At 71.3% G+C, this 12,603-nt stretch carries 13 protein-coding genes; 8 read left to right on the top strand and 5 right to left on the bottom strand.

What is annotated here, in order from left to right; translation table 11 throughout:
* Positions 1-121: 121 nt before the first annotated feature.
* On the top strand, positions 122-1,099 hold the full coding sequence (locus ACQPYA_RS23565; protein WP_433529269.1) for a carbohydrate kinase family protein: 978 nt from the start codon (positions 122-124) through the stop codon (positions 1,097-1,099).
* A gap of 295 nt (positions 1,100-1,394) precedes the next feature.
* Here ACQPYA_RS23565 and ACQPYA_RS23560 read toward each other — a convergent pair whose 3' ends face one another.
* Together ACQPYA_RS23560 and ACQPYA_RS23555 are read right to left on the bottom strand one after the other, a co-directional pair.
* Positions 1,395-1,655, bottom strand: coding sequence for a sulfurtransferase TusA family protein (locus ACQPYA_RS23560; protein ID WP_433529268.1), 261 nt, complete (start codon positions 1,653-1,655; stop codon positions 1,395-1,397).
* On the bottom strand, positions 1,652-2,887 hold the full coding sequence (locus ACQPYA_RS23555) for a cysteine desulfurase family protein (protein ID WP_433529267.1): 1,236 nt from the start codon (positions 2,885-2,887) through the stop codon (positions 1,652-1,654). Before ACQPYA_RS23555 ends, ACQPYA_RS23560 begins: the two co-directional genes overlap by 4 nt.
* 197 nt (positions 2,888-3,084) lie before the next feature.
* Between ACQPYA_RS23555 and ctaC the strand changes: the two genes are divergently transcribed.
* Both ctaC and ACQPYA_RS23545 read left to right on the top strand, forming a co-directional pair.
* The gene (ctaC, locus tag ACQPYA_RS23550; protein WP_433529266.1) at positions 3,085-4,056 is read left to right on the top strand and encodes an aa3-type cytochrome oxidase subunit II; all 972 of its coding nucleotides are present in this window, start codon (positions 3,085-3,087) and stop codon (positions 4,054-4,056) included.
* 9 nt (positions 4,057-4,065) lie between these two features.
* On the top strand, positions 4,066-4,494 hold the full coding sequence (locus ACQPYA_RS23545; RefSeq protein WP_433529265.1) for a cytochrome c oxidase subunit 4: 429 nt from the start codon (positions 4,066-4,068) through the stop codon (positions 4,492-4,494).
* An 83-nt stretch (positions 4,495-4,577) separates the two neighbouring features.
* Here ACQPYA_RS23545 and trpD read toward each other — a convergent pair whose 3' ends face one another.
* From trpD to ACQPYA_RS23530, 3 genes are all read right to left on the bottom strand, one after another.
* Positions 4,578-5,624: an anthranilate phosphoribosyltransferase gene (gene trpD / locus ACQPYA_RS23540; RefSeq protein ID WP_433529264.1), complete on the bottom strand. Its 1,047-nt coding sequence runs from the start codon at positions 5,622-5,624 to the stop codon at positions 4,578-4,580.
* A gap of 84 nt (positions 5,625-5,708) precedes the next feature.
* Positions 5,709-6,104, bottom strand: a complete 396-nt coding sequence (locus ACQPYA_RS23535; RefSeq protein ID WP_433529263.1) for a hypothetical protein — start codon at positions 6,102-6,104, stop codon at positions 5,709-5,711.
* A gap of 152 nt (positions 6,105-6,256) precedes the next feature.
* A complete protein-coding gene (locus ACQPYA_RS23530; protein ID WP_433533584.1) occupies positions 6,257-7,258 on the bottom strand; it encodes a cytochrome c oxidase assembly protein in 1,002 nt (333 codons plus the stop codon).
* 132 nt (positions 7,259-7,390) lie between these two features.
* Here ACQPYA_RS23530 and ctaE point away from each other — a divergent pair, with 132 nt between their 5' ends.
* The 5 genes from ctaE (at position 7,391) to ACQPYA_RS23505 (ending at position 12,447) form a co-directional block, all read left to right on the top strand.
* The gene (ctaE, locus tag ACQPYA_RS23525) at positions 7,391-7,990 is read left to right on the top strand and encodes an aa3-type cytochrome oxidase subunit III (protein ID WP_433529262.1); all 600 of its coding nucleotides are present in this window, start codon (positions 7,391-7,393) and stop codon (positions 7,988-7,990) included.
* Between the two features lie 69 nt (positions 7,991-8,059).
* Entirely contained in the window at positions 8,060-8,896 is an 837-nt protein-coding gene (gene qcrC, locus ACQPYA_RS23520; RefSeq protein WP_433529261.1) for a cytochrome bc1 complex diheme cytochrome c subunit, read from the top strand.
* 11 nt (positions 8,897-8,907) lie between these two features.
* The gene (gene qcrA, locus ACQPYA_RS23515) at positions 8,908-9,981 is read left to right on the top strand and encodes a cytochrome bc1 complex Rieske iron-sulfur subunit (protein WP_433529260.1); all 1,074 of its coding nucleotides are present in this window, start codon (positions 8,908-8,910) and stop codon (positions 9,979-9,981) included.
* Positions 9,978-11,603, top strand: a complete 1,626-nt coding sequence (gene qcrB, locus ACQPYA_RS23510) for a cytochrome bc1 complex cytochrome b subunit (RefSeq protein ID WP_433529259.1) — start codon at positions 9,978-9,980, stop codon at positions 11,601-11,603. The genes qcrA and qcrB overlap by 4 nt, the downstream gene beginning before the upstream one ends.
* A gap of 166 nt (positions 11,604-11,769) precedes the next feature.
* Positions 11,770-12,447, top strand: coding sequence for a DUF4142 domain-containing protein (locus ACQPYA_RS23505; RefSeq protein WP_433529258.1), 678 nt, complete (start codon positions 11,770-11,772; stop codon positions 12,445-12,447).
* Positions 12,448-12,603 lie beyond the last annotated feature (156 nt).

Below are 12,603 nucleotides of genomic sequence, written 5' to 3'. Positions count from 1 at the left end.
CGCCGCCGTGCCTCCACCCCCTCGCCTGCCCGGGGTTCGATGGGGGTTCGGTGGGGTGGTCGCGGTGGGGTCACGGGGTCGGTAGGCTGACCGGGCTCTGCTGCCGAACCCGAGGGTTGCCATGAAGATCGCCGTGACCGGCTCGATCGCCACCGACCATCTGATGAGCTTCCCGGGCCGGTTCGCCGACCAGCTCATCGCCGACCAGTTGCACAAGGTCTCGCTCTCCTTCCTGGTGGACGACCTGGTGCTGCGCCGGGGCGGGGTGGCGGCCAACATCGCGTTCGGTATGGGCCAGCTCGGACTGCGCCCGGTGCTGCTCGGTGCCGTCGGTGCCGACTTCGCCGACTACCGGTCCTGGCTGGAGCGGCACGGCGTGGACTGCGACTCGGTGCACGTCAGCGAGGTGGCGCACACCGCCCGCTTCGTCTGCACCACCGACACCGACATGTGCCAGATCGCCTCCTTCTACGCCGGGGCGATGAGCGAGGCGCGCAACATCGAGCTGCACCCGGTCGCCCAGCGCCTCGACGGGCTGGACCTGGTGCTGGTCGGCGCCAACGACCCCGAGGCGATGCTGCGTCACTCCGCCGAGTGCCGCGAGCGCGGCTACGCCTTCGCCGCCGACCCGTCCCAGCAGCTCGCCCGGATGGCCGGCGAGGACGTGGTGGCGCTGATCGACGGCGCCGACTACCTGATGACCAACGACTACGAGAAGTCCCTGCTGCAGAGCAAGGCCGGGCTGAGCGACGACCAACTGCTGGACCGGGTCCGGATCCGGGTCACCACGCTGGGCAAGCACGGGGTGGAGATCGCCGGGCGGGACATCGACCCGATCCACGTACCGATCGCCCGGGAGACCCAGGCGGTCGACCCCACCGGCGTCGGCGACGGCTTCCGGGCCGGCTTCTTCACCGCCCTCTCCTGGAGCGTCGGGCTGGAGCGCGCCGCCCAGGTCGGCTCCCTGCTCGCCACGCTGGTGCTGGAGACCGTCGGCACCCAGGAGTACCAGGTCCGCCGCGACCTCTTCGTCAAGCGTCTCGCCGAGTCCTACGGCGACCAGGCCGCCGACGAAATCCGCCCCCACCTCCTCCCCTAAACGCCCGCGTCCGTCCCCGCCCGCGTCCTCCCGCCCGCTTTCGCGTCCGCCCGCTCTCGCTTGCGCCGATCTTGGACAGTTTCTGTTCGTTCATGCGCCTGCCTGCCCGCGCCGGTCGTCGGCTGCGACTGCTCCAGATCGACCAGTGAATGCGCCCCCCGCCGCCCAACGCCGAGCCGCCGCCCAACCTGATGCCGCCGCCCAACGCTGATGCCGCCGCCCGGTGCCGAGCCGGCGTGCGGTGTTAAAAGGGGGCCCTTCCTCTACCGCAGGCGTTAATAGGGGGCCCTTCCTTTCACCGGGTCCGGCGGATGTTGTAGGTGGGGCCGGGGGTGGGGCCGAGGTACTCCTGCTGGCGCATCCGGCACCAGGCGGGGATGTCGACCGCCGCTGCCGGGTCGTCGGCCAGCACCCGTATCACCGCGCCGACCGGCAGCTCCGGCAGTCGGCGGGCGAGCGCGATCACCGGCAGCGGGCAGCGCTGGCCGAGGCAGTCGAGGACCTCGTCGGGCCGGCCGCCGTCGCCCCCGGCGACCGGGCCGTCGGGGGCGGTCACAGCCCCACCACCCCGGCCTGGGCGCGCAGGTCGGCCACGATGCCCGGCAGCTCGGCGAGGAAGCGTGTCACGTCGGCCTCGGTGGTGCCGGCGTGCAGCGAGACCCGTACGTTGCCGTGCGAGAGCACCCCCATCGCCTCCAGCACGTGGGACGGGCGCAGCGTGGAGGAGGTGCAGGACGAGCCGGACGAGACGGCGAAGCCCCGCCGGTCCAGCGCGTGCAGCAGCACCTCGCCGTCGACGTAGAGGCAGGAGAAGGTGACCAGGTGCGGCAGCCGGCGCTCCGGGTCGCCGACCACCTCCACGTCCGGCACCTCGGCCGCCACCCGGGCCCGGATCCGGTCCACCAGCGGGGACAGCCGGGCGGCTTCCGCCGCCGCGTCGGCCGCCGCCGCGCGCAGGCTCGCCGCCGCCGCCACCACCGCCGGCAGGTTCACCGGGCCGGGCGTGCGTCCGGACTCGTGCTCGTCGGCCGGCCACGGCGACTCCCAGCGGGTGCCCTTGCGGACCGCCAGCAGGCCGACGCCGGGCGGGCCACCCCACTTGCGGGCGCTCGCCGTCAACACCGACCAGCCCGCCGGCACCGCCGTCCGGGCCGACCAGCCCGCTGGCAGCGGCGTCGGGGCTGACCTGTCCGGTGGCGTCGGGGCCGACCAGCCGGGCGGCATCGGCATCCGGCCCACCACCTGGGCGGCGTCGACGTAGAGCGGGACTCCCGCGTCGGCGCAGGCCGCCGCCGCGGCCTCGACCGGCTGGACGGTGCCCACCTCGTGGCTGGCCGCGATCAGGGCGGCCAGCGCCACCCCGGGCCCGGCCACCGCCGCCGACCAGGCGTCGAAATCCAACCGGCCGAGCCGGTCGACCGGCACCTCGACAGCGGCTCCGCCGCGCGCCACGTGCTGTTCGGCCGCGTGCAGCACGGCCGAGTGCTCGATCGCCGAGTGCACCAGCACACCGCCGGCCCGTCGCCGGCCGGCCAGGCCGCCGAGCACGGCGCCGTGCGCGGCCGTCGTACCGCTGGCGGTGAAGGAGAGCTCGTCGGGGCGTACCCCGAGGGTTTCGGCGGTGGCCTCGCGGGCGGCGTCGAGCAACTGGCGGGCGCGCCGGGCGGACGTGTAGAGCCGGTCGGGGTCGGCCCAGCCGTCGTCGAGCGCGGCCAGCAGCGCCTGCCGCGCGACCGGGTGCAGCGGCGCGGCGGTGGCGGCGTCCAGGTAGACCGGGGAAGGAATCACGTCTTGCCACGCTATCGCCTCGGCCCGCACAAGTTCCCCCCGTCGGGTGCGGACACAGACCCCAACCGGGTCGAGCCTGCCATGGTCGAGTAATCTGCGACCGTCGGTGACGCCTTTGCCGCTGGTGTAGCGGCTCCGCTCGGCGGAGCCGGCCGGATCGAGGAGAACACCGCGGCGCGCTAGGGAGGCAGGACCAGGTGGTCGCAAGGAGTTCGGAGGTACGGCCGACGGCCGTACGGCGCAGCGCATCCCCAGGAGCCGGTGGGCGCCGGGGGCGTCGTGCCGGGCGTCTCGCCGGGCTCGGCCTCGGTGGGGCGGCGCTGCTGGTCCTGCTCACGGGCTGTGACGTCGGCGCGGCGTTCGGCGGCTTCGGCTGGCCGCAGGGTGGCATCACCCCGGAGTCCCGGCGGATGTACGACCTCTGGATCGCCTCGTGCATCGCGGCGCTCGTGGTCGGCGTCTTCGTCTGGGGCCTGATCTTCTGGTGCGTCGTGCGTTACCGCAAGCGGGGCAACGACCTGCCGGTGCAGACCCGCTACAACCTGCCGATGGAGTTCCTCTACACCATCGCGCCGGTGCTGATCGTCGCGGTGCTCTTCTACTACACCGCGGTCGTGCAGACCGACGTGGTGAAGACCACCAACAACCCCGACGTGACCGTCGAGGTCGTCGCCTTCAAGTGGAACTGGCAGTTCAACTACCGCGACGGCCAGGGCGTCGACGCCGACACCACCGCCTCGGTGCTGGGCACCAGCGAGGTCATCCCGATCCTGGTGCTGCCGACCGACCGGTCCATCCGGTTCGAGGAGACCAGCAAGGACGTCATCCACTCGTTCTGGGTGCCGGAGATGCTCTTCAAGCGGGACGTCATGCCGGGCAGCATCCGCAACGTCTTCGAGGTCTCCAAGCTGGAGGCCGAGGGGGCCTACGTGGGTCGCTGCGCCGAGCTGTGCGGCAGCTACCACGCCTTCATGAACTTCGAGCTGCGGGTGGTCTCGCCGGAGAGGTTCGACCGGTTCCTCGCCGCCAAGCAGGACGGCGCCTCGACCCAGGATGCGCTGTCCGCGATCGGCGAGGAGCCGTACGCGGTGACCACGAAACCGTTCGAGACGCGGCGCACCCAGGACAACTTCAACCAGAGCAGCGCTCCGGCCGGCGCGGGAAGCTGAGGCAGCGGCATGAAGACCGAGTGGCGCATCTTCCTGATCATCGCCGCGTTCCTGCTCTTCGCGACGGCCCTCTACGGCAGTTGGACGTGGGTCGACTCGGGCGGTCACGTCGAGTGGATCGGCACCGTGGCCCTGCTGCTGTCGTTCCTGCTCTGCTCGATGTGCGGCGGCTTCTTCTGGTTCGTCTCGCGCCGGATCGACCTGCGCCCGGAGGATCGGCCGGACGCCGAGATCGCCGACGGCGCGGGCGAGATCGGCTTCTTCAGCCCGGGCAGCTACTGGCCCTTCGGCCTGGCGCTGGCCGCCGCGGTCGCCGGCCTGGGCCTGGTGTTCTGGCAGCTCTGGCTGCTCGGCGTGGGTGCGGTCGCGGTGGTCTTTGCCGCCTGCGGCCTGCTCTTCGAGTACTACAGCGGCACCCGCCGCACCGCCGAACACTGACCCCCACGCCCCACCCATAACCCCACGAAGGCCCGCCTCGGGGAGGCGGGCCTTCGTCATCCCAGCCGCCTGCCACCCCTTGGTTAGGGGGTTCGGGCGGTTTGGATCCAGGTGGTTAGGGTTTGGGCGGCGGCGCCGGAGTCGATGGAGGCGGCGGCGCGGTCCAGGCCGGCGCGCAGGGCCGTGGTCAGGTCGCCGTCCAGGGGGGTCTGGGTGGCCAGGGCCGCGGCGGCGTTGACCAGGACGGCATCGCGTACCGGGCCGGGCTCGCCGGCGAGCAGGCGGCGGGTCACCTCGGCGTTCTGCGGGGCGTCGCCGCCGCGCAGGTCGGCGAGGGTGGCCCGGGGCACCCCGAGGTCGGTGGCGTCCACCACGGTCTCCCGGACGGTGCCGCCCTGGGCGACCCAGAACCGGGTCGGCGCGGCGGTGGTGAACTCGTCCAGCCCGTCCTCGCCGCGCATGACCAGCACCGAGTCGCCCCGGGCGGCGAAGACCGCCGCCATCACCGGCGCCATCCTCGCGTCGAAGCAGCCGACCGCGCCGGCCCGGGGGCGGGCCGGGTTGGTCAGCGGGCCGAGAAAGTTGAACGCGGTCGGCACGCCCAGCTCGCGGCGGACCGGGCCGGCGTGGCGCATGCCCGGGTGGAAGCGGGCGGCGAAGCAGAAGCCGATGCCGGCCTCGGCCACGCACCGGGCCACCCCCTCCGGGCCGAGATCCAGCGGTACGCCGAGGAACTCCAGCAGGTCGGCGGTGCCGCAGGAGGAGGAGGCCGCCCGGTTGCCGTGCTTCACCACGCGTACTCCGGCACCGGCGACGACCAGTGCGGTCATGGTGGAGATGTTGACCGTGTGGGCGAGGTCGCCGCCGGTGCCGACCACGTCCAGCGCGGTCGCGCGTACCTCCTCGGGCAGCTCCACCGGGACGGCCCGGCTGAGCATCGCCTCGACCAGCCCGGTCAGCTCGGCCGGCGTCTCGCCCTTGGCGCGCAGCGCCATCGCGAAGCCGGCGATCTGGGCCGGGGCCGCCGAGCCGGACATGATCTCGCCCATCGCCCAGGCGGTGTCGGCGGCGGAGAGTTCCTCCCCGCGCAGCAGCGCGGAGAGCAGGTGCGGCCAGGTCCGATCGCCCATGGCGGGCCTCCCGAGCAGACGAGTACGGGTGGGACGGGACCGGCGCCGGCTCGCCCGGCGCCGTGGCGGTGCCGGAGTGGTGCGTCAGGCGGGGGCGTGCGTCCGCAGCAGCTCGGTCACCGTGGCGGCGGTGGTGATCGGGTCGAGCGGGTGCACCAGGGTGGCGTCGACCTCGGCGTACGCGGCGAGCCATCGGTCGGCGGCGCGGGCGATCACCAGGCAGGTCGGCGGGGCAACCTCGTAGTCGTCCTTGATCTGCCGGGCGATGCCGATGCCGCCGCCCGGGGTGGCCTCACCGTCGAGCAGCATCAGGTCGATCTCGTAGTCGTCGACCAGCCGGACGCACTCCGCGTAGCTGGCCGCCTCGACGAACTCGACGCGCAGGTCGGCCGCGGGACGGGTGCCCACGGCGAGCCGCATCCGGTCCCGCACCTGCGGGTCGTCGCTGTAGAGCAGGACGGTGCACAGACGATCGCTCATGCCGACACTCCGCTTCGCTCCGTGCCGTCCTGAGGCACCACCGCACCGAGCTTGATTCGCTCGCTCATGGCTGTTAGTTGCTCCCACCTGGTAGCTGCGTCGCCGATCGTACCGGTCGGTGTGCCGCACGTGACACGCCGCCCCGGGCCGTCTCAGCCGGCGGCTTCGGCGGCGCGCTGGCGGGCCTCCTGGCGGTCCAGCTCGCGGTCGATCCGGCGGGCCTCCCGCTCGGCCTGGCGCATCCACTGCACGACCAGCACCGCGAGCATCGTCACGCTGACGAACTCGCCGCCGGCCCACAGGATGCCGCCGGCGAGGACCTGGTCCTCCCAGGGGTCGGCCCAGCTCAGCCCGAGCGAGGGGTACCAGTCGCCGCCGAAGAGGGTGGTGCTCTGCATGATGGTCAGCCCGAGCACGGTGTGGAACGGCACGGAGAGCAGCATCAGCAGGGCCCGGCCCGGGTACGGCCAGCGTCCGGGCAGCGGGTCCAGGCCGAGCAGCGGCCAGAAGAACACGCAGCCGGTCATGATGAAGTGCGCGTGCACCAGCTCGTGCGCCCAGGCGTGTTCCAGGGTGTAGCGGTACAGGTCGGTGAAGTAGAGCGCGAACGGGTTGACCACGAAGATGGCGAACGCCACCAGCGGGAAGGTGTAGATCCGTGCGACCCGGCTGTGCACCACCGCGAGCAGCCGCCGCCGAGGCCCCGGCGGGAAGGTACGCAGGGCCAGCGTCACCGGTGCGCCCAGCGCCAGGAAGATCGGCGAGACCATGGAGAGCACCATGTGCTGCACCATGTGCACCGACAGCAGCGCGGTGTCGTACGCGTGCAGCCCGCTGACCGTGACCGAGGCGATGCCGCCGAGGCCGGGGCCGAGGAAGAAGACCGTCCGGGCGATCGGCCAGCGGTCGCCGCGTACCCGCAGCCGGTGCACCCCGTAGAGGTAGAGGCCGGCGGCGAGCACCAGGCCGACGGCGAGCCAGCTGTCCAGCCTGGCCTCGGTGAACACGGCGGTGATCGAGAACGGCGGCGGGGTGGCCTCGGCCGCCAGCAGCCCGGCGCCGGCCGCCAGCTCGGTAGCGGCCGACGTTGCCGCCGGCGTCGCGGCCGTGCTGGTGGCGCCGGCCGTGAGCTGCGGCGCGGCCGAGGTGGCCAGGAAGAATGGATCGACGTGCAGCACGCCAATCAGCCTAGGTCAGGCGAACCGGACGGTACCGATCGGGCCATGTGCACCCCGGGTTTGGGCCCCCGCTGATCGCCGGCCGTGGTCAACGGCAATAATGACCGCGTGACTGCGGCCCCAGCCATTGACAAGAGCCGGATCCACTCGCTGACCCGACCCAACATGGTCAGCGTCGGGACGATCGTCTGGCTCTCCAGCGAACTCATGTTCTTCGCGGCGCTGTTCGCGATGTACTTCTCCATCCGCGCCGCGGCGCCGGGTCTCTGGGCGGAGCACACCGAGGTTCTCAACATCCCGTACGCGACCACCTTCACGGTGATCCTGGTGTTGTCCTCGGTGACCTGCCAGATCGGTGTGTTCGCCGCCGAGCGGGGGGACGTGCACGCGCTGCGCCGCTGGTTCACGATCACCTTCGTGATGGGCCTGATCTTCGTCCTCGGCCAGGCCAACGAGTACCGCGAGCTGGTGCACGAGGGTATCAAGATCAACGCAGACGGTTACGGGTCGATGTTCTACCTGACCACCGGGTTCCACGGTCTGCACGTGATCGGCGGTCTGATCGCCTTCGTGATCTTCATGATCCGCACCACCATGGGCCGGTTCACCCCGGCGCAGGCCACATCGGCGATCGTCGTGTCGTACTACTGGCACTTCGTCGACGTCGTGTGGATCGGCCTCTACGCCATGATCTACTGGCTTCAGTGATCTTGGCGCTGCACGCCGCGCTGCTGCTCCACCCCTGAGACAAGGTCCAACCGGTTAAGGACACAGGTCATGACTTCTGACAACGACCGCCGACGCGGTCTGCGCGCGCGGCTGCGCGGGCGGCCCGGGGCGCGCAGCAGGGGCCGCCGTCGGCTGGGTGCCGCGGTCCGGCTGGTCGCCGCCCTGATGCTGGCCGGCGGCGCCTACGCCGTCTTCGCCCCGGGCGCGCAGGCGCAGGACAACCCGCCGATGAGCGCCGCCGCCGCAGAGGGCAAGGCGCTGTTCGACGTGAGCTGTGTGACCTGTCACGGTCGCAACGCGCAGGGGGTCGAGGGGCGCGGGCCGAGCCTCATCGGGGTGGGCGCGGCCTCGGTCGAGTTCCAGGTGAGTTCGGGCCGGATGCCGATGGCCCGGCAGGAGGCCCAGGCGGCGCGCAAGCCCGAGGTGTTCGACCGGGACCAGATCGACCAGTTGGCCGCGTACATCCAGGAGCTGGGTGGCGGCCCGATCGTGCCGGCCGGCGACAACCTGCACGAGGACGGAAACGTCGCGATCGGCGGCGAGCTGTACCGGATCAACTGCTCACAGTGCCACGCGTTCAGCGGCGGCGGCGGCGCCCTCTCCTCCGGCAAGTACGCGCCGAGCCTGGCGCCGGCCACCGACCGGCAGATCTACGCGGCGATGCTGAGCGGCCCGCAGAACATGCCGGTCTTCGGCGACAACCAGATCACGCCGGAGCAGAAGGCGGACATCATCGCCTACATCCAGCAGACCCTGAAGCAGGACGGCGACCCGGGCGGGTTCAACCTGGGCCGGTACGGCCCCTCCACCGAGGGTGTGGCGATCTTCCTGGTCGGCATCGTCGCGCTCGTCTTCGCCAGCCTGTGGATTGCGGGCAAGTCGTGACGGGGGGAAGCATGAGCACCCAGACGGCCCGACCGGGCGAGCAGCCGCTCGACGTGAACGACCCCGGGCTGAGCCGGTTCGACATCGTCCGGGAGGGCGCCCGGCGGGACGACATCGAGATCGTCCACTACGAGCCGCAGGTTGTCGCGGGCAGCAAGGCCGAGCGCCGGCTGGTCCGTACGGTGGCGGGGTTTTTCCTGCTCACCGGCCTGGCGGCGACCGCCTTCCTGGCGATCTACATCTGGTGGCCCTGGGAGTACGAGCCGGGCCGCGGCGGCGACAAGCTCTACACCCCGCTGCTCGGTGTGACCCTCGGCGTCGCGCTGCTGGGCATCGGCTTCGGCATCCTCACCTGGGGCAAGAAGCTGCTGCCCAAGGAGGTGTCGATCCAGGACCGGCACGAGGGCGTCTCGACCGAGGATCAGAAGATCACCGGTCAGACCATGCTCTACATGGCCGACGAGTTGGGCGTGAAGCGTCGGCCGCTGCTCGGCGTCTCGCTGCTGGCCGGTCTGGTGCCGGTCGGCGCGGTCGTCGCGGCGCCGCTGGTGGGCGGGCTGATCTCCCAGCCGCACAAGAACAACCAGATGTTCACCACCGGGTTCGCCCCGCAGGACGGCCGGAAGATCCGCCTGATCCGCGAGGACGGGCGGCCGATCCGGCCGTCGGACATCAGCTCCGGCGGCCAGATCACCGTCTTCCCCGGCATCGAGCACGGCGTGAGCAACCTGCACGCCGACTCGCCCACCCTGCTGATCCACCTGCGGGACGTCGACGCCGCGGAATCGCGCCGCAACAACGAGCGCGAGGGTCACGGCGACTACATGTGGGGCAACTACGCCGCCTACTCGAAGATCTGCACGCACGCCGGCTGCCCGGCGAGCCTGTACGAGCAGCAGACCAACCGCCTGCTCTGCCCGTGCCACCAGTCGCAGTTCCTGATCACCGACAACGCCAAGCCCGTCTTCGGTCCGGCCAGCCGCCGGCTGCCGCAGCTGCCGATCGAGGTCGACGCCGAGGGCTACTTCGTGGCGAAGTCCGACTACACCGAAACCGTCGGGCCCGACTTCTGGGAGCGGCCGTGAAGCGGCGAAAGTTTGACATGGCAGCGGCGCCGGGCAACACCGCCCGGGCGGTCGACGAGCGTTTCCAGGCGGCGACCCCGCTGCGTAAGCTGCTGAACAAGGTCTTCCCGGACCACTGGTCGTTCCTGCTCGGCGAGATCGCGCTCTTCTCGTTCATCGTCCTGCTGCTGACCGGCGTCTTCCTGACCTTCTTCTTCGAGCCGTCGATGACCGAGGTCATCTACAACGGCAGCTACGCCCCGCTGCGCGGCACGCCGATGTCGGCCGCGTACGCCTCCAGCCTGGACATCTCGTTCGACGTCCGGGGCGGCCTGATCATGCGGCAGATGCACCACTGGGCGGCCCTGCTGTTCATGGCCGCGATCGTGGTGCACATGCTCCGGATCTTCTTCACCGGCGCGTTCCGCAAGCCCCGCGAGACCAACTGGATCATCGGCTCGCTGCTGTTCTGGGTCGGCTTCCTGGCCGGCTTCACCGGCTACTCACTGCCGGACGACGGCCTCTCCGGCACCGGCCTGCGGATCGCCTCGGCGATCATGCTCTCCATCCCGGTGATCGGCTCCTGGGTGACCGCGGCGGTCTTCAACGGCGAGTTCCCCGGCACGATCATCATCAGCCGGTTCTTCATCGCCCACGTGCTGCTCATCCCGGGCCTGCTGGTCGCGCTGATCAGCGTCCACCTGGGGCTGGTCTTCAAGCAGAAGCACACCCAGTGGCCGGGCCCGGGCCGGACCAACAGCAACGTGGTCGGCGAGCGGATGTTCCCCCGGTACGCGATCAAGCAGGGCGGCTTCTTCATGGTCGTCTTCGGCGTGATCGCGCTGATGGGCGGTCTGTTCCAGATCAACCCGATCTGGCTCTTCGGCCCGTACGAGGCGTGGGTGGTCTCGGCCGCCAGCCAGCCCGACTGGTACGTCATGTTCCTCGACGGCTCGACCCGTCTCATGCCGGACTGGCAGATCGACATCCCGATCGGCGACGGGTACGTGATTCCGCCGCTGTTCTGGCCGACCGTGGTGCTACCCGGAATCCTGGTCGGGCTCTCCACGCTCTATCCGTTCCTGGAGGCCCGCCACCTCAAGGACCACCGGAGCCACAACCTGCTCCAGCGTCCCCGCGACGTGCCGTTCCGCACCGGCCTGGGCGCCATGGCCGTCACGTTCTACGTGATCCTGACCCTCTCCGGGGCGAACGACGTCATCGCCGACAAGTTCCACATCAGCCTGAACGCGATGACCTGGGCCGGCCGGATCGGTCTGCTGATCCTTCCGCCACTGGCCTACTACGTCACCTACCGGATCTGTCTGGGCCTGCAGCAGCACGACCGGGAGGTGCTCGCCCACGGCGTGGAGACCGGCATCATCCGGCGCCTGCCGGACGGCCGCTTCGTCGAGGTGCACCAGCCGCTGGCCGCGCCGGACGAGCACGGGCACGGCGAGCTGCCGTACGCCGGCTGGGTCGTGCCGAAGAAGATGAACCGGCTCGGGGCCCTCGGCCCGGCCATCCGGGGCTTCTTCTACCCGATCGAGAAGCCGGCCGAGGCGCCGGTCTCGCCGGGGCACCCGCCGGTCGAGCCGCGCGCGGAGCGGGAGGAGATCAGCAGCGGGGAGACCCGCCGCTGAGGTCCGCCACAGCGTGACGTGGCGCCCGCCGGAGTCGTCCGGCGGGCGCCACGCCCTTTCCGGCCTTCCGGACCCTCGTCGGGGCTTCCCGCCCGTCGTCGGATCGCAGGAATAACCCCGGCCAGCCGGGTATCCGTGCGGTCCAACGTCTCAACGGGGAGGAAGCATGTTGGGTTTCAAACGCCTCGGCCTGGTGGCCGCGCTGGTGCTGGTGGGTGTCGCACCCGCCATGGCGGCGCAGGCGGCGGCGCAGCCGTCGGAGCAGGACACGCAGTACCTGCAGGCGATGCACCAGGTCAATCTGTACGAGATCGCGGCCGGCGAGCTGGCCCAGAAGAAGGGCCAGAACCAGCAGGTCAAGGACCTGGCGCAGCAGTTCGTCACGGACCACACCGAACTCGACAACGAGGTGAAGAACCTGGCCAAACAGCTGAACGTGCACTTGCCGAACGAAGCCACCACCGACCAGCGGGCGGCTCTCGACCAGCTGAACAACGCCAGTGGTGAGGAGTTCGACCGGCTCTGGGTGACCCAGGGGCTGACCGGCCACCTCCAGGCCATCCAGGCGACCCAGACGGAGATCTCGCAGGGCTCCGAGACGCAGGTGGTCCAGCTGGCGCAGACCGCGCTGCCGATGCTTCAGGCGCACTATGACGCTCTGGTGCAGCTGGCCGAGGAGCTGGGCATCCCGGTGCCGCAGACCAGCGCGAGCGGCACTCCCGGCCCGGGTGGCACCATCCCCGCTCCGGGCGGCGGCACGCCGGCTCCGGGCGGCACCAGCACCGAGGAGGCCCCGGCTCCGGGTGGCACCGTCACCGAGAGCCCGGAACCGCAGCAGAGCTGACCTGGTCGGTACGAGGCGAGCCGGTCCACCCTCCGGGTTGGGCCGGTTCGCGTCCCGGGCTCGACGGGCCGGACCCGGCGACCGCCCACACCGGCACCCGACGCCTGTGCCCGACTGGGTAGCGCTACTCATGCGCCGGCTCGCCTTCGGCAGTCA

It is taken from the genome of Micromonospora sp. CA-263727 (genome assembly GCF_050942455.1).
GTDB lineage: Bacteria > Actinomycetota > Actinomycetes > Mycobacteriales > Micromonosporaceae > Micromonospora.
The sequence above is the reverse complement of the archived record's forward strand: the minus strand, read 5'-3'. Positions and strand labels throughout refer to the sequence as shown.